This window comes from Streptomyces sparsogenes (genome assembly GCF_001704635.1).
GTDB lineage: Bacteria > Actinomycetota > Actinomycetes > Streptomycetales > Streptomycetaceae > Streptomyces > Streptomyces sparsogenes.
Window position 1 is genome coordinate 31,735 of the sequence record NZ_MAXF01000180.1, and the last position, 18,527, is coordinate 50,261.

Annotated in this window: 19 protein-coding genes and 1 pseudogene; 13 read left to right on the forward strand and 7 right to left on the reverse strand. The window is 74.2% G+C overall.

The genetic code is table 11. From position 1 onward, the window contains the following. The first annotated feature begins 5 nt into the window (after positions 1-5). Entirely contained in the window at positions 6-2,447 is a 2,442-nt protein-coding gene (locus tag BBH68_RS33585) for a right-handed parallel beta-helix repeat-containing protein (RefSeq protein WP_065967544.1), read from the forward strand. Here the strand turns inward: BBH68_RS33585 and BBH68_RS33590 are convergent. Beyond that, positions 2,417-4,654 (reverse strand): alpha/beta hydrolase family protein, encoded by a 2,238-nt coding sequence (locus BBH68_RS33590; protein WP_245738435.1) that lies wholly within the window; start codon positions 4,652-4,654, stop codon positions 2,417-2,419. The two genes, BBH68_RS33585 and BBH68_RS33590, sit on opposite strands and share 31 nt — an antisense overlap. A gap of 298 nt (positions 4,655-4,952) precedes the next feature. Here BBH68_RS33590 and BBH68_RS33595 point away from each other — a divergent pair, with 298 nt between their 5' ends. From BBH68_RS33595 to BBH68_RS33625, 7 genes are all read left to right on the forward strand, one after another. After that, complete coding sequence (locus BBH68_RS33595; protein WP_065967565.1) at positions 4,953-5,801, forward strand: DeoR/GlpR family DNA-binding transcription regulator; 849 nt, start codon at positions 4,953-4,955, stop codon at positions 5,799-5,801. 24 nt (positions 5,802-5,825) lie between these two features. Further along, a complete protein-coding gene (locus BBH68_RS33600) occupies positions 5,826-6,299 on the forward strand; it encodes an SRPBCC family protein (RefSeq protein ID WP_065967546.1) in 474 nt (157 codons plus the stop codon). A gap of 355 nt (positions 6,300-6,654) precedes the next feature. Next, the gene (locus BBH68_RS33605) at positions 6,655-6,984 is read left to right on the forward strand and encodes a hypothetical protein (RefSeq protein WP_065967566.1); all 330 of its coding nucleotides are present in this window, start codon (positions 6,655-6,657) and stop codon (positions 6,982-6,984) included. Between the two features lie 225 nt (positions 6,985-7,209). Further along, a complete protein-coding gene (locus tag BBH68_RS33610; protein ID WP_079151378.1) occupies positions 7,210-7,752 on the forward strand; it encodes an ATP-binding protein in 543 nt (180 codons plus the stop codon). A 140-nt stretch (positions 7,753-7,892) separates the two neighbouring features. After that, positions 7,893-8,486: a TetR/AcrR family transcriptional regulator gene (locus BBH68_RS33615; protein WP_076971263.1), complete on the forward strand. Its 594-nt coding sequence runs from the start codon at positions 7,893-7,895 to the stop codon at positions 8,484-8,486. A 68-nt stretch (positions 8,487-8,554) separates the two neighbouring features. Next, a complete protein-coding gene (locus tag BBH68_RS33620; RefSeq protein WP_065967549.1) occupies positions 8,555-9,142 on the forward strand; it encodes a DUF4865 family protein in 588 nt (195 codons plus the stop codon). Further along, a complete protein-coding gene (locus BBH68_RS33625; protein ID WP_065967550.1) occupies positions 9,136-10,059 on the forward strand; it encodes a phosphotriesterase family protein in 924 nt (307 codons plus the stop codon). Before BBH68_RS33620 ends, BBH68_RS33625 begins: the two co-directional genes overlap by 7 nt. 99 nt (positions 10,060-10,158) lie before the next feature. Here BBH68_RS33625 and BBH68_RS33630 read toward each other — a convergent pair whose 3' ends face one another. Then, complete coding sequence (locus BBH68_RS33630) at positions 10,159-11,424, reverse strand: ROK family protein (protein WP_174589126.1); 1,266 nt, start codon at positions 11,422-11,424, stop codon at positions 10,159-10,161. Here BBH68_RS33630 and BBH68_RS33635 point away from each other — a divergent pair. From BBH68_RS33635 to BBH68_RS33655, 5 genes are all read left to right on the forward strand, one after another. Beyond that, positions 11,403-12,746: an MFS transporter gene (locus BBH68_RS33635; RefSeq protein ID WP_065967552.1), complete on the forward strand. Its 1,344-nt coding sequence runs from the start codon at positions 11,403-11,405 to the stop codon at positions 12,744-12,746. The genes BBH68_RS33630 and BBH68_RS33635 overlap by 22 nt on opposite strands. Before the next feature lie 57 nt (positions 12,747-12,803). Continuing rightward, positions 12,804-13,538 (forward strand): maleylpyruvate isomerase family mycothiol-dependent enzyme, encoded by a 735-nt coding sequence (locus tag BBH68_RS33640; RefSeq protein WP_065967553.1) that lies wholly within the window; start codon positions 12,804-12,806, stop codon positions 13,536-13,538. 61 nt (positions 13,539-13,599) lie between these two features. Continuing rightward, positions 13,600-14,076: a DUF4442 domain-containing protein gene (locus tag BBH68_RS33645; protein WP_245738433.1), complete on the forward strand. Its 477-nt coding sequence runs from the start codon at positions 13,600-13,602 to the stop codon at positions 14,074-14,076. Between the two features lie 56 nt (positions 14,077-14,132). After that, positions 14,133-14,396: a DUF6332 family protein gene (locus tag BBH68_RS33650; protein ID WP_245738434.1), complete on the forward strand. Its 264-nt coding sequence runs from the start codon at positions 14,133-14,135 to the stop codon at positions 14,394-14,396. Positions 14,397-14,433: 37 nt separating this feature from the next. Beyond that, positions 14,434-15,444 carry a DUF2797 domain-containing protein gene (locus BBH68_RS33655; protein WP_065967556.1) on the forward strand — a complete coding sequence of 337 codons (1,011 nt, stop codon included), beginning with the start codon at positions 14,434-14,436 and terminating at the stop codon, positions 15,442-15,444. Positions 15,445-15,517: 73 nt separating this feature from the next. Here the strand turns inward: BBH68_RS33655 and BBH68_RS33660 are convergent, their stop codons facing one another. The 5 genes and pseudogenes from BBH68_RS33660 to BBH68_RS42380 form a co-directional block, all read right to left on the reverse strand. Further along, positions 15,518-16,516: an AraC-like ligand-binding domain-containing protein gene (locus BBH68_RS33660; protein ID WP_065967557.1), complete on the reverse strand. Its 999-nt coding sequence runs from the start codon at positions 16,514-16,516 to the stop codon at positions 15,518-15,520. A 112-nt stretch (positions 16,517-16,628) separates the two neighbouring features. Further along, on the reverse strand, positions 16,629-17,519 hold the full coding sequence (locus BBH68_RS33665; RefSeq protein ID WP_065967558.1) for a JmjC domain-containing protein: 891 nt from the start codon (positions 17,517-17,519) through the stop codon (positions 16,629-16,631). Between the two features lie 14 nt (positions 17,520-17,533). After that, a complete protein-coding gene (locus tag BBH68_RS33670; RefSeq protein ID WP_065967559.1) occupies positions 17,534-17,956 on the reverse strand; it encodes a lasso peptide biosynthesis B2 protein in 423 nt (140 codons plus the stop codon). Further along, complete coding sequence (locus tag BBH68_RS33675; RefSeq protein ID WP_065967560.1) at positions 17,953-18,213, reverse strand: lasso peptide biosynthesis PqqD family chaperone; 261 nt, start codon at positions 18,211-18,213, stop codon at positions 17,953-17,955. Before BBH68_RS33675 ends, BBH68_RS33670 begins: the two co-directional genes overlap by 4 nt. A 49-nt stretch (positions 18,214-18,262) precedes the next feature. Then, positions 18,263-18,527 (reverse strand): annotated as a pseudogene (locus tag BBH68_RS42380) (asparagine synthase-related protein); the annotation flags it as partial.

Below are 18,527 nucleotides of genomic sequence, written 5' to 3' on the forward strand. Positions count from 1 at the left end.
GCGCCATGGCACAGGGCTCGGTCGTCCAGGTGACGCACAGCGGAACGTCGCGGTGGCGGCGCCGCACAGGAGAGTACGCCTCCCTCTCGGCGGCCCTGGAGGCCGCGGGGGACGGTGATGTGCTCTCCATCTCCCCCGGCACCTACCGCGAGAATCTGGTGGTGGGCCGGGCCGTCACGCTGCGCGGCCCCGAGGGCTCGGGGCGCGGCTCGGTGCGGATCGCCCCGGTGGACGGCGTCGCCCTGACCATACGCGCGTCCGCGGTCATCCAGGATCTGCACATCGAGGGGCAGGACTCGGCCTCGCCCGCGCTGCTCGTCGAGGACGGGGCACCGGAGTTGGCGGATGTGCGGGTCGCGACGCGCTCGGCGGTGGGGATCGAGGTGCGCGGCAGCGCCCGCCCGACGGTGCGGCGCTGCACCGTGGACAACCCGGCGGGCGTGGGGTTCAGCGTGCTGGACGGGGCCGGCGGGGTGTTCGAGGACTGTGAGGTGATGGCGGCCGGCCAGTCGGGCGTCGATGTGCGCGGTGGCGGACATCCGCGGCTGGAGCGCTGCCGGATCCACCACGCCTCGGGGGCCGGTCTCTCGCTGACCGGCGAGGGCAGCGCACTGGAGGCGGTGGGCTGCGAGGTGTACGAGGTCAGGGGCGCGGGGGTGCAGGTCTCGGCGCGCGCCACGGGGCATCTGACGGACTGCCGGGTGCACCGCACGAGTGCGGACGGCGTCAATCTGGACACGGACGCGGTGCTCACGCTCGCGGACTGCGACATCCACGACGTCCCGGAGAACGCGATCGACCTGCGGTCCCGGTCGGTGCTCACCCTGACCCGGTCCAAGGTGCGCCGGTTCGGGCGCAACGGGTTGTCGGTGTGGGACCCGGGCACGCGGGTGGACGCCAACCAGTGCGAGCTGCACGAGAGTACGGGCGACTATCCGGCGGTGTGGGTGAGCGACGGGGCGACGGCGGTGCTGGACTCGTGCCGGGTGCACGACGTGCCGGACGCGCTGTTCGTGCTGGACCGGGGGTCGCGGGTGGATGTCGTCGACAGCGACCTGTCGCAGGTGCGCAACACGGCGGTGTCGGTGAGCGACGGGGCGACCGCGCAGTTGGACGACTGCCGGATCCGGGAGGCGGCCACGGGCGCGTGGTTCCGCGACCACGGCAGCGGCGGCACGCTGGCGGGCTGCACCATCGACGGGGCCGCGACGGGGGTGATCGTCACCAAGGGCGCCGACCCGACGGTCGAGCGCACCACGGTCACCTCCCCCGCCGAGGCGGGTTTCTATGTGTCCGCCGAGGGGCGCGGCACCTTCGACAACTGCCGGGTGACCGGCAGCGGCGGCTACGGCTTCCACATCATCGACGGCTGCCGGACCACCTTGACCCGGTGCCGTACGGAGCGGTGCTCGCGCGGGGGTTACGAGTTCTCCGAGGCAGGGCCGATCGTCGAGGACTGCACGAGCGACGAGAGCGCGGCCACGCCCGCCGCGCGGGCGGTGGTCCCGGCGGCGGGGAAGCCCGCGGTGGAGACGGCCACCTCGACGGGCGGGCTGCTGGGCAGCATTCCGGCGCAGCGCACCGGCGACGGCGGCGCCCAGGCCGCGCCGGCCGAGGCGAAGCCGCCGGTGTCGGTGCGCCCGTCCAAGGCGGTGCTGGGCGAACTGGACGCGCTGGTGGGCCTGGAGAGCGTCAAGCGCGAGGTGCGGGCCCTCACCGACATGATCGAGGTGGGCCGGCGCCGGCAGCAGGCGGGGCTCAAGGCCGCGTCGGTGCGCCGCCATCTGGTCTTCACCGGCTCCCCCGGCACCGGCAAGACGACGGTGGCCCGGCTGTACGGGGAGATCCTGGCCTCGCTCGGGGTGCTGGAGCGCGGCCATCTGGTGGAGGTCTCCCGGGTGGACCTGGTCGGCGAGCACATCGGCTCGACGGCGATCCGCACCCAGGAGGCGTTCGACCGGGCGCGCGGCGGGGTGCTGTTCATCGACGAGGCGTACGCGCTGTCGCCGGAGGACTCGGGGCGGGACTTCGGCCGAGAGGCGATCGACACGCTGGTGAAGCTGATGGAGGACCACCGGGACGCGGTGGTGGTCATCGTGGCCGGCTACACGGAGGAGATGCAGCGCTTCCTGTCGGTCAACCCGGGTGTGGCCTCCCGTTTCTCACGCACCATCACCTTCGGCGACTACTCCCCGGAGGAGCTGCTGCGGATCGTGGAGCAGCAGGCGGAGGAGCACGAGTACCGGATCGGCGAGGGGGCGGCCGAGGCGCTGCTGAAGTACTTCACGGCGCTCCCCAAGGGCCCGGCGTTCGGCAACGGCCGGACCGCCCGGCAGACTTTCGAGGCCATGGTGGAGCGGCACGCGGGCCGGGTGGCGCAGCTCCCCGATCCGAGTACGGACGAGCTGACGCTGCTCTACCCGGAGGACCTGCCGGAACTCTTCTGAGGCGGTGTGTGCTGTTCCGGGAGGCGGGCCAGCAGCCCGGCCCGCTCCTGGCAGAAGGCGGGGTCGGCCTGGTAGTCCGAGTGGCCGAGGATCGGGGCGGGCAGCGGGTGATCGGGGGTGCGGCCGTAGGCGAGCGGGTCCTTGAGCCCGTCGTGGTCGACCTCGGGGCCGGTGCCGTCCGGCAGCCGGATGGGGCCGCCTATGGGGTCGGTGTACCGCCACAGGTTGCGCCAGCAGCGCACCTCGTCGTGCAGGGAGCACAGTTCGGCCATGCCGAAGTAGGCGGGGAACCAGCGCCCGTACAGCCGCTCCAGCGGTGAGCCGTAGGTCAGCAGGGCGACCCGGCCGCGGGTGTGCCGGTCCACCTGCCAGACCGCGGCGGCGGCCAGCACGCTGCCCTGCGAGTGGCCGGAGATCACCAGCCGCCCGCCGTGGCGCCGGGTCCAGGTCTCCATCCGCCAGGTCAGGTCGGGGACGGCCCGCTCGGCGTAGCAGGGGGGCGCGAAGGGGTGGGCGGCGCGCGGCCAGAAGGTGCCGACGTCCCACAGGATGCCGATGGTGCGGCGGGCGGAGGGGCTGCGGTAGGCGCGGCGGGCCCAGGTGACCAGCAGCAGGAACGCCAGGCCCATCAGCCAGGAGCCGAGCGCCTGCGCGGTCTGGGCGGCGGCCTCGACGACGGCGGGCGTGCCGTCGGCGGCCCGTCCCGGCACCTGCTCGGTGGCCCAGGCCCCGGCGACCGCGGCGGCGCCGAGGAGGAGGGTGAACAGGGCGACGGGGCCGACGATGCCGGGGGCGGAGTCGGTCAGCCCGGCACGGGCGATCGCGCCCGCGATCTTGCGGGTGCGCACCGCGTCGGGCCGCTCCCCGGGGTAGCCGTCGGGCACGGTGCGCTCCAGCCGCCGCCGCACCCGCCACACCCGGACGGCGAAGAACAGGGCCACCAGCACCACCGTGAGCAGCACGGCGGGGATGACCGCGGCCTGCCAGGACAGCAGCACCGGGGGTCCGGCGATCGGGCCGTGCTCCATGCCGGGCGTGGCGCCGCCGTCGAGCCAGTCCGCGACGCGCTGGGCGACCCCGCCGGAGAGCACCGCGCCCAGCCCGCAGGCCAGCATGGCGACGGCCGGGCCGGCGAGACCGCGCAGCGGGGTGCGCCCGACGGGCGCGGTGCGGTGCAGCACCACGGCGCAGCCGGCCAGGGCGACGACGAGGGCGCCCTGGACGAGCGCGAGGATTCCGAACGTCGCGTCGCCCGGCAGTCGCCCGTGGGAGGCCCAGCCGGGCCGGGACCAGCCGGCGTACAGCATCGCCAGGGCGAGCAGGCCGAGGGCGGTCCCGGGCAGGGCGGCGGTGGTGACCCGGTCCAGTTCGTCGTCGAGCCTGCTCTCGCTGCGGCCCCGGCGGCACACCACGTACACCACGAGCAGCCCGGCCGCGGCCAGCAGTGCCAGCAGCAGCCACCCGAAGACGTCGAGGAGGGCGCTGCCGCCCGGCTCGCGGTCGTAGGCGGCGGTGGCCGCGGTGAGGCCCGCCGCGACGGTCAGGAAGCTCGCGGCGGTGTGGGCGGCGCGCAGCCGGGCGACGATCCGGCGCCCGTACCAGAAGCCGGGCAGGCAGAGGGCGGCGCGGTTGCCGGCGGCGGGGTCGCACTCGTCCACCGGCCGGCGCAGCGGGGGCTGTGACTCGTACGCGCTCCAGGTGCGGTTGGACAGGTACCACAGCAGTCCGCCGAGGGCGGTGGGCACGAGTGAGGCCAGGGCGAGGCGGCGGCCGGGCTGGCTCCACCAGCCGTGGTCGCGGGGTGACATGAAGGCGAGCCAGGACCTGTGGTCGCCGCAGGCCCGGGCGCCGACGCACTGCCAGGCGACCAGGTCGAGCGCCACCTCGCAGGCCCCGGCGATCAGCAGGACGGTGAGGCTGAGGGCGATCAGCCGCACCACGAGGCCGTAGGTGCGTACGGTGCGCTCGCGCCGGTCGGCGGCGGGCCGCATCCAGTGGGCGAGGTTGACGACCATGAAGGGCAGCAGGAGCAGCCACAGGGCGCGGGCGCCGTTGCCGGAGGTGAGGTTGGACCAGCAGTAGGCCTCGCGGATCGGGGTCTCGCGGTAGTCCTGCGGGCGCTCCTCGGCGTCGGCGTCGTCGACGCGCCGGTAGACCCCGGCGGTCTCGTCGCCGGTGACCAGCACGGTCCGTGGGTCGGTGAGCATCTCCTGCGGGGTGGTTCCGCCGACGCCGTGGACCAGCAGCTCCAGGTCGGGCGGGGGCTGGCCGCCGTCCCCCGCCGCCGTGCCCGTACCGGTGTGTGTCGCCGCTGCCACCGTGCCCCCCCGATCCCGGTGTGGTTGTCCCGTCCAGGATCGTGCCCGCGGCGCGCGGGCCCGACGCGGCGGCGCCGGGCGTGGCGAAATCGTAATCACACGGGTTCGGGGCGATCGTGGGGCCCGGCGGCATGCGAAGATGAGCCCGCGGGTGGAGGCGAGGACCGATGGGAAGGGACGGGCCGCGGTGAGCGACAACCAGAATCTCCTCGCGGAGCAGCGGCGTGCCCTGATCCTCGACGAGGTCAGACGGCGCGGCGGGGTGCGGGTCAACGAGCTGACCCGCAAGCTGAACGTGTCGGACATGACGGTCCGTCGCGATCTGGACGCGCTGGCCCGGCTGGGCATGGTGGAGAAGGTGCACGGCGGCGCGGTGCCGGTCGCCGAGGCGAGCACGTACGAGCCGGGGTTCGAGGCCAAGTCGGGGCTGGAGCTGAGCGCCAAGGAGGACATCGCGAAGGCGGCGGCCGCGATGGCGGCGCCGGGCACGGCCATCGCGCTGGCCGGCGGGACGACGGCGTTCGCGCTGGCGCAGCAGCTGCTGGAGGTGCCGGACCTGACCGTGGTGACGAACTCGGTGCGGGTGGCGGACGTCTTCTACAACGCGCAGCGGTCGGCCGCCGGCGGTGGGGCGGGGCCGCGCCCGGGGGCGGCGACGGTGGTGCTCACCGGTGGGGTCCGCACGCCCTCGGACACGCTGGTGGGCCCGGTCGCGGACGCCGCGGTGCGCTCGCTCCACTTCGACGTGCTGTTCCTGGGGGTGCACGGGATATCGGTGGAGGCGGGGCTGTCGACCCCGAACCTGGCCGAGGCGGAGACCAACCGGCAGTTCGTCCGGTCGGCGCGGCGGGTGGTGGTGGTCGCCGACCACACCAAGTGGGGCACGGTGGGCCTGAGTTCGTTCGCCTCGCTGGACGATGTGGACGCGCTGGTGACGGATCCGGGGCTGCCGGAGGAGGCGCGGGCGGAGATCCTGGAGCATCTGCCGGGTGGGCTGGTGGTGGCGGGCGAGGCCGCTGTCGCCGCAGACATCTGACGGCCCGCCAGTTACCGTGGGTGCATGAGACATCGTCTGCGTCCCGTGGGTGTGGAGTTCGTCCGCACGGCCCCGCTGCGGCTGGTGTTCGTCGCCGAGGCCGCCGCCCCGCCCGAGGCGGTGTTCAAGGCGCTGGCCGACGTCGAGGGCTGGCCGCGGTGGTACCGCCAGGTCGCCACGGCGCGGTCCACCGAGGACGGCGCGGGCCGCGAGATCCGTTTGCGGGGCGGCGTCCGCTTCGCCGAGACGGTCATGGCGGCGGATCCCGGGGAGCGCTACGCCTACCGCGTCGACGAGACGAACGTGCCCGGGCTTCGGGCTCTGCTGGAGGAGTGGCGGCTGGTGCCGTCGGTCTCCGGCACCGGCTCGCTGGTGCGGTACACCTTCGCGGTGGACGCGGTGGCGCCGGTGCGGGGCGCCCTGTGGCTGCTGCGCCCGGGGCTGCGGCGTGCCTTCCGCGACGCGGTGCGCGCCCTTGACGGCCTGCGGTCGGCGTGACCTCCGGCGTGGGCGGCCCGAGTCCGGCCCGCGCGGCGGCCGTTCGGCGTAGGCGGCCTGGTGCGGGTGCGGGACGCCGGGCCCGGCCGTGAGCGCGAGCGGCTTCTCGCACCTCGTCCGCGCGCCGTCCACCACGGGGCGGCGCCGCCGTGGCACGGGAGCGCCGTCGCGCCGTCCGTGCGCCGCCCGTGCTTCTCGTGCCGGCCCGATGGCGCACTCCGACCCTTGCGGGTCGGAAGTGGGCACCTGTGCGCCCTGGTATCCCGGGCCGGTCCCGGGCACACTGCGCAGCAGGGAAGATGGATGTGGGAGAGCGGCGCGCATGCCGGCGAGAGTCACCGGGGAGGCGGTCACCGTGGCCGATACGGAGTTCAACGCCCGTGGGGTGCGGATCGAGAAGTTCCTGCGCTCGGTCACGCATGCCGGCCAGGTCCTGATCAAGGACGGCAGGCTGCAGTTGCTGACCAGTTACGGCCGCGAGATCGACAGCGCCCCCGTGCAGTCGGTGCACGCGAGCAAGCCGTGGTTCACCGACGGCGACCAGGCTCTCGCGACGGTCAACGGCACCCGCTACCGCCTCACCCTGGGCGAGCGGGACGCCGCGGCGAAGGCCGCCGCGCCCGGCGCCGCCAGCCGCTTCCTCGATGTGATCCGCAGCGCGCGAGGCCACTCGCCCAAGGGCTGACACCTCCCCCGCCACCGCCGGGAGGCATCCCCTGAGTTGCGCGTGCGGGCGACGGGGCAGACCCTGGACGCGTACCGGTATCACTGAGGGTCAACAGGCGGTGACGCTGAGAACCGGCCTTACCGGTCGCGCCCGGCAGACACCACTGCTGCAAGGTGGCCGCCGGCGCGTTCGACGCCCGCATCTGCATCAGGCTAGCCACCACTTCTTCAGGGAGTCGCAGCCGTGATCAGTCGTCCAAGCAGACATTGCACGGTGGAGCTGCAGGCCCTGCCGTCGCGGATCGGACAGGTCCGCAGAATCGTCTCCGCGCAATTGCGCTACTGGCACCTGGATCCGCTCATCGATCCCGCCGCGCTCGCCGTCACCGAGCTGCTCACCAACGTCCACCGGCACGCCGAGCCGGACAAGCAGTGCACGGTGGAGATCGTCCTCATGCTGGACCGCCTCACGGTCTCCGTCCGCGACCACGATCCGCGGCTGCCGTGCGTCCCCGAGTGCGACCCGATGGCCACCCGCGGCCGCGGGCTCGCGCTGGTCGCCTCGGTCAGCCAGAGCTGGGGCATGCACGCCCGGGACGACGGCAGCGGAAAGGTCGTGTGGTTCACCCTGGCCGTACCGCAGCCCGCCGCCCCCGCCAAGCCCCCCTTGGCGGCGCACGGGGCCGGCCGCACCGCCCCGCCCGACCGCACGGACCTCTCCCGTCCCGCGCCCCCGGCCGGGGTCCGGGAGCGGGCGCCCGCCGCCCGGTCCGCCGTCTCCCACTGAGCCGGCTCCCGCCGCATCCCGCCGGGCCCGGCAGCCGCGCCGGACCCGGCCCCGCGCCGATCGCCCCTCCCCAGGCGGCGCCCCGGCGGCGTCCCGGCGGCGTCCCGGCGGCGAAGATCTCCCCTTCTGTACTTACTAGTATGTACAGTAGCCTCATGAGCACTGCGGAACGGCTGATCGAGAGCACTCAGGACCTGCTGTGGGAGCGCGGCTACGTGGGCACCAGCCCCAAGGCCATCCAGCAGCGCGCGGGCGCCGGCCAGGGCAGCATGTACCACCACTTCAGCGGCAAGCCCGACCTCGCGCTCGCCGCCATCCGCCGCACCGCCGAGCAGATGCGCGCCACGGCCGAGGCGTGCCTGTCCGCGCCCGGGACGGCGTACGAGCGCGTGCGCGGGTATCTGCTGCGGGAGCGGGACGTGCTGCGCGGCTGCCCGATCGGCCGGCTGACCATGGATCCGGACGTCATCGCCGACCCGGTGCTGCGCGGTCCGGTGGAGGAGACCCTCGACTGGCTGCGCGGGCGGCTGGCCGAGGTCCTCGCCGAGGGCGTCGAGCGCGGGGAGTTCGACGCGGGGCTCGCCCCGGAGCGGACCGCGGCCTCGGTCGTGGCGGCCGTCCAGGGCGGCTATGTGCTGGCGCGCGCCGCGGGGTCGCCCGCGCCCTTCGACAGCGCCGTCCAGGGCCTGCTGGACCTGCTCGCCGCCCGCGCGCCCCACCGGCCCGCCCCCTGAGCCGCCGCGCGCTCCCCCCGCTTCCCTCCCGGCGCGCCCGCGCCGCCATGACACCACAGGAGTTGTTCTTGCACGCGATGCAGTACCGGATCACCCTGCCCGCCGACTACGACATGGAGATCATCCGACATCGGGTGAAGTCGAAGGGCCATCTGCTGGACGACTTCCCGGGGCTCGGGCTGAAGGCGTACGGCATCCGCGAGCGCGGGGTGGACGGCTCCCCGGTCAACCAGTACGCGCCGTTCTACCTGTGGGCCGCGCCCGAGGCCATGAACCGCTTCCTGTGGGGCCCCGGATTCCAGGGCGTCGTCCGGGACTTCGGCCGGCCGGTGGTCGAGCACTGGCAGGGGCTCGCCTTCGAGCCCGGCCCGTCCCGGGCCGCCGCCCCGCGCGCCGCCACCCGCCACGCCGTGGCCGTCCCGGCGGGCGCCGGCCCGTCGGGCGCGGTCGAGGGCGCGCTGGAGGAGCTGCGGGAGTCGGCCCGTACGGACGGCGTGCACTCCACGGCCCTCGCCGTCGATCCGCGCCGCTGGGAACTGCTGCGCTTCACCCTCTGGGAGGACGCCGCCCCGCCCGACGCCCCTGGCGACCGCTACCAGGTGCTCCATCTGTCCACGCCCGACCTGGCCCGGCTCCCGAAGGGGCGCCAGTGGTGAGCGCGGCGACCGTACGGACCGTGCTCGGCGACGTCCCCGGCGACGCGCTGGGCGTCTGCGACGCGCACGACCACCTGTTCATCCGCAGCGCGCGGCTGCCCGGGCAGGAGCTGGCCGACGTGGCCTCGGCGCGGGAGGAGTTGCGGGCCTTCCACGCGCTCGGCGGGCGCACGGTGGTGCAGTGGACGCCGTACGGCCTCGGACGGGCGGCCGGCGAGCTGGCCGGGCTCTCCCGCGCCACCGGCGTCCATCTGGTGGCCGCGACGGGCCTGCACCAGGCGGAGCACTACGCGCCGGGCGCGGTGGAGGCGGTGCTCGACGGGCTGGCCGAGCTCTTCGTCGAGGAGCTGACGCACGGCATCGGCGGCACGGGGCCGCGGGCGGGGCTGATCAAGGTCGCCGGCGGCTTCCACGGGCTGGACGCCCACGCCCGCCGCACCATGGCGGCGGCCGCCGAGGCCCACCACCGCACCGGCGCGCCCATCGCCGTCCATCTGGAGCTGGGGACGGGCGCGCTGGACGTGCTGGACCTGCTGTGCGGCGAGCATGGGGTGGCGCCGCGGAGCGTGATCCTCGGCCATCTGAACCGCTTCCCGGACCCGGCCGTGCACCGGGAGGCGGCCGCAGCCGGGGCGTTCCTCGCCTTCGACGGGCCCTCCCGGGCCAACCACGCCACCGACTGGCGGCTGCCGGACGCGCTGGCCGCGCTCGTGGACGCCGGGTACGCCGGACAGCTGCTGCTGGGCGGCGACACGACGACGGCGCAGGCCCGGTCGGTGAACGGCGGCCCGGGCATGCCGTATCTGCTGCGCCGGCTGCGCCCGCGGCTCGAACTCGCCGTGGGCGCCGACGTGGTGCGCCGGATGCTCACCACCAACCCGGCCGGCGCCCTGACCGTGGCCTGGCGCGCGGGGTAGCCCCCCGGGGCCGGCCGTCTCAGGGCCGGCCGTCTCAGGGGCGGCCGGCCCGGGGCGCGCAGGGGCCCGGAGCACCGCGGGGGCGCGCAGGGGGCGGCGTCAGCCGGCGGCGAGCGCCTGGAGCGGGTCGTCGAGCACCGCCTGCCAGGCCAACTCCGCCGCCCCGACCAGGCTGTTGTGGTCAAGGGTGCACGGCAGGACGGGCACGCCCCCGCTGCGCCCCCACAGGCTGCGCTCGGCGACGACCGCCCGCAACCGCTCCGGGTCGGCCTCCAGCAGCTCGCGGTGCAGCCCGCCGAGGATGATGCGGTCGGGGTTGAGGATGTTGACCAGCCCGGCGAGGCCGAGGCCGAGCCGGTCGATGAGGAGGTCGGCGGCGGCCCGTACCGACGGTTCGCCGTACTCCTCGCGCAGCAGGTCGCGCGCCTGCTGCAGGAGGGAGCCCTCGGGGCCCGGGTCCCGCCCGGCGGCGAGGAGGAAGGCCAGCGGGTCGGTCTCGATGTCCAGGCAGCCGCGGCTGCCGCAATGGCAGGGCGGCCCCTCGGGGTTGACGGTCAGATGGCCGACCTCCATGGCCAGGCCCGCGCTGCCGGTGTGCAGCCGTCCGTCGAGGACCAGCGCCCCGCCCACCCCGCGGTGGCCGGTGGCGACGCAGAGCAGGTGCTGCGCGCCGCGGCCCGCGCCATGGCGGTGCTCGGCCAGGGCCGCGAGGTTGACGTCGTTGCCGACGAGGCCGGTGAGGGGCTCCCCGGACGGGCCGTGGACGCCCGCCGCGGCGAGGCTCTCGGTGAACAGCTCGCGTACGGGCGCGCCGGCGGGCCAGGCGATGTGCAGCGGGTTGAGGGCGGTGCCCTCCGGTTCGGCGACCGCGGAGGGGACCGCGAGGCCGGCGCCCACGCAGCGGCGGCCGCTCTCGCGCAGCAGCCGGGCCCCGGCCTCGACGACCGCGTCGATGACCTGTGCCGGATCGGCGGGCACGGTCATGCATCCGGGGGCGGTGGCCACGATCCGGCCGCCGAGTCCGACCAGCGCCGCGCGGAAGCCGTCGGCGTGCACCTGGGCCGCGAGAGCGACCGGGCCGCGGGGGGCGATCGAGAGGCGGTGCGAGGGGCGGCCCTGTGCCCCGGCGGCCCCGAGCGGGCGCGAGTCCACCTGGATCAGGCCGAGCGCTTCGAGTTCGGCGGCGACGGCGCCCGCGGTCGCGCGGGTCACCCCGAGTTCGGCCGTGAGCACCGCCCGCGTGGGCGCCCGGCCGGTGTGTACGAGCTCCAGCGCCGGGCCGAGAGCGCTTCGGCCCCGCTCGAGCCTTGTCCGTGTCTGGGTCACACCCCTATTCTCACTTTGTGCCGACGCCAAACAAAACATGGAGCGCCATTCCGGGCCGGCGGCGCTCCGCCACGGCGGACCGTTCGCTGACCCAACTGCGCACCACCATCACCGCGTTCTTCGCCCTCGACGGATTCGTGTTCGCCGGCTGGGTGGTCCGGATCCCCGCGATCAAGGAGCGGACCGGCGCGTCGGAGGGCGCCCTCGGGCTCGCCCTGCTCGGGGTGTCCGCGGGCGCGGTCGCCACCATGGTGGTGACCGGCCGGCTCTGCCGCCGCTTCGGCAGCCATCCCACGACGGTGGCCGCGGCCGTCCTGCTCTCGCTCGGCGTCGCGCTGCCGCCGCTGACCGGCTCCGCGCTCGCCCTCGGGCTGGTCCTGCTGGTCTTCGGGGCCGGGTTCGGCGGGCTCAACGTCGCCATGAACAGCGCGGCCGTCGATCTCATCGCCGCGCTGCGCCGCCCCGTCATGCCCGGCTTCCACGCCGCGTTCAGCCTGGGCGGGATGGCCGGCGCGGCCCTGGGCGGGCTGATCGCGGGACGGCTGGCCCCCACGCCGCACCTGGCGCTGCTCGCCGCCGTCGGGCTGCTGGTCACCGCGGTCGCGGGCCGGGCGCTGCTCCGCCTCCCGGTGCCGGAGCCGGCCCTGTCGGCTTCGGCGTCGGGGTCGGCGTCGGCGTCGGGGTCGGCGTCGGCTTCGGCTTCGGCTTCGGCTTCGGGGTCGGGGTCGGCGTCGGCGTCGGCGTCGGTCGAGGAGGGCGCGACACCGGCCGGGCGGACGCCCGAGGACCCGGCCCGCCGCACGGCGCGGCGGCTCGTCGCGGTCTTCGGCTTGATCGCGCTGTGCACGGCGTACGGCGAGGGGGCGATGGCCGACTGGGCCGCGCTCCACCTGGACCAGGACCTCGACGCGAGTCCGGGCGTCGCCGCCGCGGGCTACTCGGTCTTCGCCCTGATGATGGCCGTCGGCAGGCTGAGCGGCACCGCGCTGCTCGAACGGCTCGGCCAGACCCGCACGCTCGCCGCGGGCGGCGCCACGGCCGCGGCCGGCATGCTGCTGGGGGCGCTCGCCCCCACCGTCTGGCTCGCGCTCCTCGGCTTCGCCGTCACCGGCCTCGGTCTGGCCAACCTCTTCCCGGTCGCGATCGCCCGGGCGGGCGCCCTGACCGGGCCCAGCGGGGTCGCCGCGGCCTCCACCGTCGGCTACGGCGGCATGCTGCTCGGGCCGCCCGCCATCGGCTTCCTGGCCGACGGGCTCTCCCTGCCGATCGCCCTGACCACGGTCGCCCTGCTGGCGGCGGTGGCGGCGGTCGTCGCGTACGGGACGCGCGGGGCCGGGCGGGCCGGCGGTGGCCCGTCCTGAACCCCGTCTCGCCCGCCGTGAGCGCCGGATGTCGGTGGCCGGTGGCAGAATCCCGCCATGGAAATCGCCGAGTTCATCGACGCCCTGGACCGGGACGGCCGGCTGCTGGCCGACGCCGCGGAGCAGGCCGGGCCGGACGCCCAGGTGCCCACGTGTCCCGACTGGCGCGTGCGGGACCTGCTGGCGCACATCGGAATGGTGCACCGCTGGGCCACCCGGAACGTGAGTGAGAGACTGACCGAGTTCGCGCCGCCCCGGACCGGCCAGGAGCCCGGCGACGCGGATCTGACGCCCTGGTTCCGCGACGGCCACCGCGCGCTGGTCAAGGCGCTCACCGAGGCCGATCCGCAGGTGCCGTACTTCACCCTGCTGCCCGCCCCCTCGCCGCTCGCGTTCTGGGCGCGGCGCCAGGCTCACGAGACGGCGATCCACCGGGTGGACGCGGAATCGGCGCTCGGCAAGGACCTCTCCCCCGTCGGCCCGGCCCTCGCGGCCGACGGCCTCGATGAGCTGCTGGCCGGATTCCACAGCCAGGACCGGAGCCAGGTGCGCACCGAGGAGCCGCGCACCCTGCGGCTGCGGGCCACGGACGCCGAGGTCGTCTGGACGGTGCGGCTGTCCGACGGCGTGCCGCGCGCCGAGGCCGACGACGCCGGGGACGCCGACTGCGAGCTGTCCGGGTCGGTGGAGGAGCTGTATCTGACCCTGTGGAACCGTCTGCCGCTCGCGGGGCTGCGGGCCACGGGCGACCCCGCTCTGGCCGAGCTGTGGCGGGAGCGCTCGGCCCTGTGAGGCGGACGGGCGGCCACCAAGAGGGTTACCGGTGAGTAATAATCCATGTTAGCTTCGCTTCATGTCTCGTCGCTCCATGTCCCCCAGGGCGCTGCGCCGCGCCATGAACTGGTGGCCGCCCTACCTCTTCTCCGGTGTGCGGGTGCTGCACATCGCCGACGACTGGACGAGCGCGCGCGTCCGGCTGCGGCTGCACCGCTTCAACAGCAACTACGTCGGCACGCACTTCGGCGGTTCGCTCTTCGCGATGGGCGATCCGTTCTGGATGCTGCTGACGATGAACCGGCTCGGCGGTGACTACATCGTCTGGGACAAGACGGGGGAGATCGACTTCGTCTCGCCCGGCCGCGGTGATGTGTTCGCCGAGTTCAAGCTCACCGAGGACCGGCTGGAGGAGATCCGGGAGGCGACGGCCGACGGCGGCAAGGCACTGCCGTGGTTCGGGTACGACGTCGTGGCCGCGGACGGCACCGTGGTGGCCCGCGTACGGAAGCAACTCTACGTCCGCCGCAAGCGTCCTGACCTTCAAGCGTCCTGACCTTCAATCGTCCTGACCTTCGAGAGGGCCGCGACGAGTCGGCATAAGCTGACGGAATGAGAGACCCCCACGCCATGACCGGTCCCCGCACCCAGCCCGAGCGCGACGCCGCCACCGTGGAGATCATGTTCGCGGTCGTCACCGGCGCGCTGCTGGCCGCGCTGCTGTTCTTCGCCTTCGCGAGCCCGGCGCTGTTCGGGGACCTGGATCCGGCGGCGGAGAAGACCTGGGTGACGGCCGCCGGCACCGTGGCCGGCGCCGGGTTCCTGGCCCGGGTCCTCCAGGTGCTGTGGTGGCTGCCGCGCAAGCGGCGCGGCTGACGCCCCCGGCACAGGACCATCGGGAAGGGGCCCGGAAATGACGCGGTGGCGCTGCGCGGGGCTGCGCTGGGACCGCTCGGGCCCCGCGCTTGCCTGGCACCACCCCGTGTACGGAGACCGGGTCTCCCCGCTGCCGCCCGGCCACCCGCTGGCCTTCACCGTGGTGAGCGACGCCGACGCTGCCGCCGGGCCGCGGACGGCCGCGGTGCCCGCGACGGCGTCGCGTGGACGGAGCGGCGAGCGGGAAGGCGCGGCGACCGGCCGCGGCTGCGTCGGGGTGCGCAGGGGCGCCCGGCACACGCCGTGTCCGGCCGGCGCCGAGGTGCCCGTGTCCGCGGTCTCCGCGCGGTGCCCGGACTGCGCCCGGCTCGACCGCTCGTACTCCGTCGCCGCCGACACCCGCACCGACGACCCGCGCCCGTACGACGTCTATCTCGCCTGGTTCGGCCCGGAGCTGATCAAGGTCGGGATCACCGCGGCCGAGCGCGGGGGCGCCCGTCTGCTGGAACAGGCCGCGCTGTCCTACACGCTGCTCGGCAGCGGCCCCCTGATGGCCGCGCGCCGGGCCGAGGCCGTGCTGGGCGCCGCGCTCGGCGTCCCGGACCGGTTCCCGTACGCCGCCAAGCGGGCCGCCCGCGAGGCCCCGCCGCCCCAGCGGGAGCGCGCGGCACAGCTCGCCGCGCTCCACGCGCGGGCAGTCGCCCTGGGCGGCCTGCCGGAGTCCCTGACCCTGTGCCCCTGTGCGCCCGTCCACCACGACGCCGTCTTCCACCTGGACCGCGTGCGCCCGGCGCACGGGCTGATCCGGCTCGGCCCCGGCCGCACCGTGGCGGGCCGCGTGGAGGCGGCGGCCGGGCCGGACGTCTACCTGACCGACTCGGCCGGCCGCACCCTCCTGCTGGACAGCCGCCACCTCGCGGGCTGGCCCCTGGCCGCGGCCCCCGCGGACGCCGCCACCACGGCCGAGGTGGCCGCGCCGGCGCGGGAGGCGGCGGAGCCGCAGGTGCTCTTCGGCAGCTCGGCGATCTCGGCGCCGACGGACGCGTAGGCGAGGTGGCCGGCGGGTTCACCGGGGATCGGACAGACGGCGGGCCGCGGCGGGCCGTCCCCGGTAATTCTCGTCACCCGCAGGCTCGTCGGCGGTCCGCGCGGGCCGTGTGCGGCAGGTTTCGGTAGTCCCGTGGGGGTATCCCGTAGGTGGCCCGGAACAGGCGGCTGAAGTGTGTCGCGTTGGTGAAGCCCCAGCGTTCGGCGATGGCCTGGACAGGGCGGGCGCGCAGACGGGGGTTGGTCAGGTCGAGGCGGCAACGTTCCAGACGGCGGTGGCGTATCCAGGCCGCCGGCGACGTGTCGTCCTCGGCGAGCAACTGCTGGAGATGGCGCAGGGAGATGTGGTGAGCGTCCGCGATCGTCCGGGGAGTCAGGTCCGGGTCGGCGAGGTGCTGCTCGACGAACGCGTTGATCTGGGCCCGCAGGGCGCGCCGGCGCGCGTCCGGACTCAGCTCCGCATCGGCCTCCACGCATCGTGCGAGTGCGGACGCCAGGAGGTCCAGGGTGACCGAGGCGAGGGTGGGGATGTCGGCGGGGGTGAACTCGCCGGCGCGCGTGTTGAGGTCGGTCAGCCAGCGGGTGAACAGCGCGCCCATGCCGCTGCGCCCGCTGATCGGGACGGCAAGCAGTCGCCGCACCGTCTTCTCCGGCAGCGGCAACAGGCTACGAGGGCACTGCACCGTCATGTGCGACCACCTGTCCGGAACAGCGCGGACATCACCGCGGTAAGGACGACTGCTGTCGACCACCATGAGGTCACCGGCGCGCAGCGCCGTGGAACTCCCGTCCAGACAGACCGCCCCGCCCCCGTCGAGAAAGTAGTTGATCTGGTACATCTCAGGGTCGGACTGCTGCACCAGTTTCGCTGTCCGCACGAGCTCCAGATGCGGCAAGGACAGCGCCGACACATGGACTTCTCCCAAGTTCAGGAGGCGCATTCTGGCGCGGAAGTCTTCGTGGTTTTTGCTGCGCTGCCGATTGCGTATATGCGACCGATTCGTCGTTTCCTCCCACAACGCGAACCGCTCCGGCGCCGACACGACCTCCGTGTTGAAATCCGTCACCAACATGACCCAGCCACCCCCGTTTCCGGTTTACCGCTGATGGCTCAACCCTGGCATGGAGTACATATGTGGACCAGAATGACTTCGGCCGCCTTCGTGATCGTCATGCTCCATGTCGTCACCCGCGGGAAGGCGGCTGCCCGGCCTCCATGGCGTCTTCCTCCACCATGGCGAGCAACTCGTCGACGTCGAGTTCGCGGATGGCCGAGGAGAGCTGACGCGCTACGGCGGCCGCCCGCGCCGCGCGCTCCGTGACCGGCCCCTGCTCGAGCCGGGCTGTGACACCCCGGGAAGCGCGTTCGAACATGGCGAGTGCGAGGTCCTTCGTCTCCGGCTCCTGGACGACGAACGACACATGGGTACTCGACTCGTCCGTGGCGCGTGCGGTGTGGGCGACCCCCGGCGGCAGGTAGAGCGCCTCTCCGCGGCGGAGGGTGACATGGAGGACCTCGGTGTCGGGCCCGTCGGTGACCAGGGCGCCGGAGGTCCACCAGTGCGACGGGGGCCTCTTCTCCACCCGCCATTCCTTCGAGCCGGTGATCTGCACGGCGACCACGTGCTGGCCGTCCCGGTGCCAGCCGAGTCCGGGGTTGTGGGCCGGAGTGTGAAAGACGGTCGTGTCGCAGGAGGCGCGCAGCGCCGACGAGATGTGCGCGGCGACCGCGCCGAGCGGGCCGATCAGGTGGTGGGCGTGGTAGACCATCGCGGTGGCCCCGTCGGCCAGCAGGCACCGGGCCTTCATCCGGTCCAGGAGCCCGGCGTCCGTGTTCGCCGCCCTCGTCCTTCCCACGGTCACCTCACGGTCCGGAAGCTGTCTTCCCTTCTGGGCGAAGGTGATGTCCGGCGGCCGGAGCGACCTCTCCTCCAGCAGTCGGTCGATCGTGATGCGGTCGAGGGAGGCGAGAAAGGACGGTGCGACGGACAGCGAACTCGTCCGTTCCCCCCACGCCCTTTCGATGACCGAGTCGCTTTCGGCGGTGAGCAGGTCGAACCCGTGTGCTCTCGTCATGTCGACGGCTCCTGTCACGATCGCGGCCGGATGACGACCATCTTGTGGAAGCTCTCGAGTTGCTCCGTGTCCTCGTCTATCGGTATGCCGTCCACCTGTACCCAGGCATGAGCGGAGAAGGGCTCCGTGCGCACTCCCACACACCATTCGGGCCAGGTGCCACAGATACGGCACAACAGCGCGGTGGCCATGGACCGCTGCAGACACCACGGGCCCGTACACATCACGCTGACGAAGAGGACGGCGTTGCGGGCCCGGTGAGCTTCGTCCGCGCTACTCGCGCGTGCGCCGCGGCGGAAGGCTCCGAGCAGTGCGAACTGGCGCTCCGGCGACAGTTTCGCGATGCCTCGGGCCAGCAGGACCGCCGATCTCGCCAGCGGGCGGATCCACAGGGGCGGCGGTGAGACCGCCCGCTCGTTGACCATCGAAATGCTCATCGGGCGAGCAGCTTCGCGGCCTGGAGCCGGCGCACCAGCGTGCGGACGTCCGAGACGGCCTGACCGGACGCTTCGGGGTACTTCTCCTGGAGCCGGCTCGCCGCCGATTCCACGGTCTCGCCGCTCAGCAGCAGCCGGACGACCTCCGACCCCGTGCCGTTCAGCTGCCAGTACCGTCCGGTCCGCTGGTTGAGGAACACCATTCCGTCCTCGGACTCGATCATCGTGACGAAGGGGGAAAGGGCTATGTCTGCCATCCAGTGCCTCCTGGTTTGGTCGTCGCGTCAGCGCGACTGCTTCGGCGCGTCAGCGCGACTGCGGGACGGTCTTCACCGAAAGGGAGCGGAGCCATGCCTCGCAGGCCAATGTCTTGTCGAGCGGACCCATGTGCTTGGGGTCCGGCATGAGGTCCGAGAGCACACGGCGGAAGCCTTCGCGACCGACCAGCCCCAGCTCGGCGAGGCGCGACTCCTCACACATCTCCCGCATCTTGGGAAGGCTGCGCTTCCGACCGGTATAGACGTCCATCGTGAAATGGCTCTTGGTGGTCCGGTCGAGGACGTAATCCGGC

What these genes read in the sequence shown, in the direction of transcription:
- BBH68_RS33585 (WP_065967544.1), top strand. Translation starts at nt 6, where the DNA reads ATGGCACAGGGCTCGGTCGTCCAGGTGACGCACAGCGGAACGTCGCGG.
- BBH68_RS33590 (WP_245738435.1), bottom strand. Translation starts at nt 4,654, where the DNA reads ATGCTCACCGACCCACGGACCGTGCTGGTCACCGGCGACGAGACCGCC.
- BBH68_RS33600 (WP_065967546.1), top strand. Translation starts at nt 5,826, where the DNA reads ATGAGACATCGTCTGCGTCCCGTGGGTGTGGAGTTCGTCCGCACGGCC.
- BBH68_RS33615 (WP_076971263.1), top strand. Translation starts at nt 7,893, where the DNA reads ATGTACAGTAGCCTCATGAGCACTGCGGAACGGCTGATCGAGAGCACT.
- BBH68_RS33630 (WP_174589126.1), bottom strand. Translation starts at nt 11,424, where the DNA reads ATGTTTTGTTTGGCGTCGGCACAAAGTGAGAATAGGGGTGTGACCCAG.
- BBH68_RS33640 (WP_065967553.1), top strand. Translation starts at nt 12,804, where the DNA reads ATGGAAATCGCCGAGTTCATCGACGCCCTGGACCGGGACGGCCGGCTG.
- BBH68_RS33645 (WP_245738433.1), top strand. Translation starts at nt 13,600, where the DNA reads ATGTCTCGTCGCTCCATGTCCCCCAGGGCGCTGCGCCGCGCCATGAAC.
- BBH68_RS33650 (WP_245738434.1), top strand. Translation starts at nt 14,133, where the DNA reads ATGAGAGACCCCCACGCCATGACCGGTCCCCGCACCCAGCCCGAGCGC.
- BBH68_RS33655 (WP_065967556.1), top strand. Translation starts at nt 14,434, where the DNA reads ATGACGCGGTGGCGCTGCGCGGGGCTGCGCTGGGACCGCTCGGGCCCC.
- BBH68_RS33660 (WP_065967557.1), bottom strand. Translation starts at nt 16,516, where the DNA reads ATGTTGGTGACGGATTTCAACACGGAGGTCGTGTCGGCGCCGGAGCGG.
- BBH68_RS33665 (WP_065967558.1), bottom strand. Translation starts at nt 17,519, where the DNA reads ATGACGAGAGCACACGGGTTCGACCTGCTCACCGCCGAAAGCGACTCG.
- BBH68_RS33670 (WP_065967559.1), bottom strand. Translation starts at nt 17,956, where the DNA reads ATGAGCATTTCGATGGTCAACGAGCGGGCGGTCTCACCGCCGCCCCTG.
- BBH68_RS33675 (WP_065967560.1), bottom strand. Translation starts at nt 18,213, where the DNA reads ATGGCAGACATAGCCCTTTCCCCCTTCGTCACGATGATCGAGTCCGAG.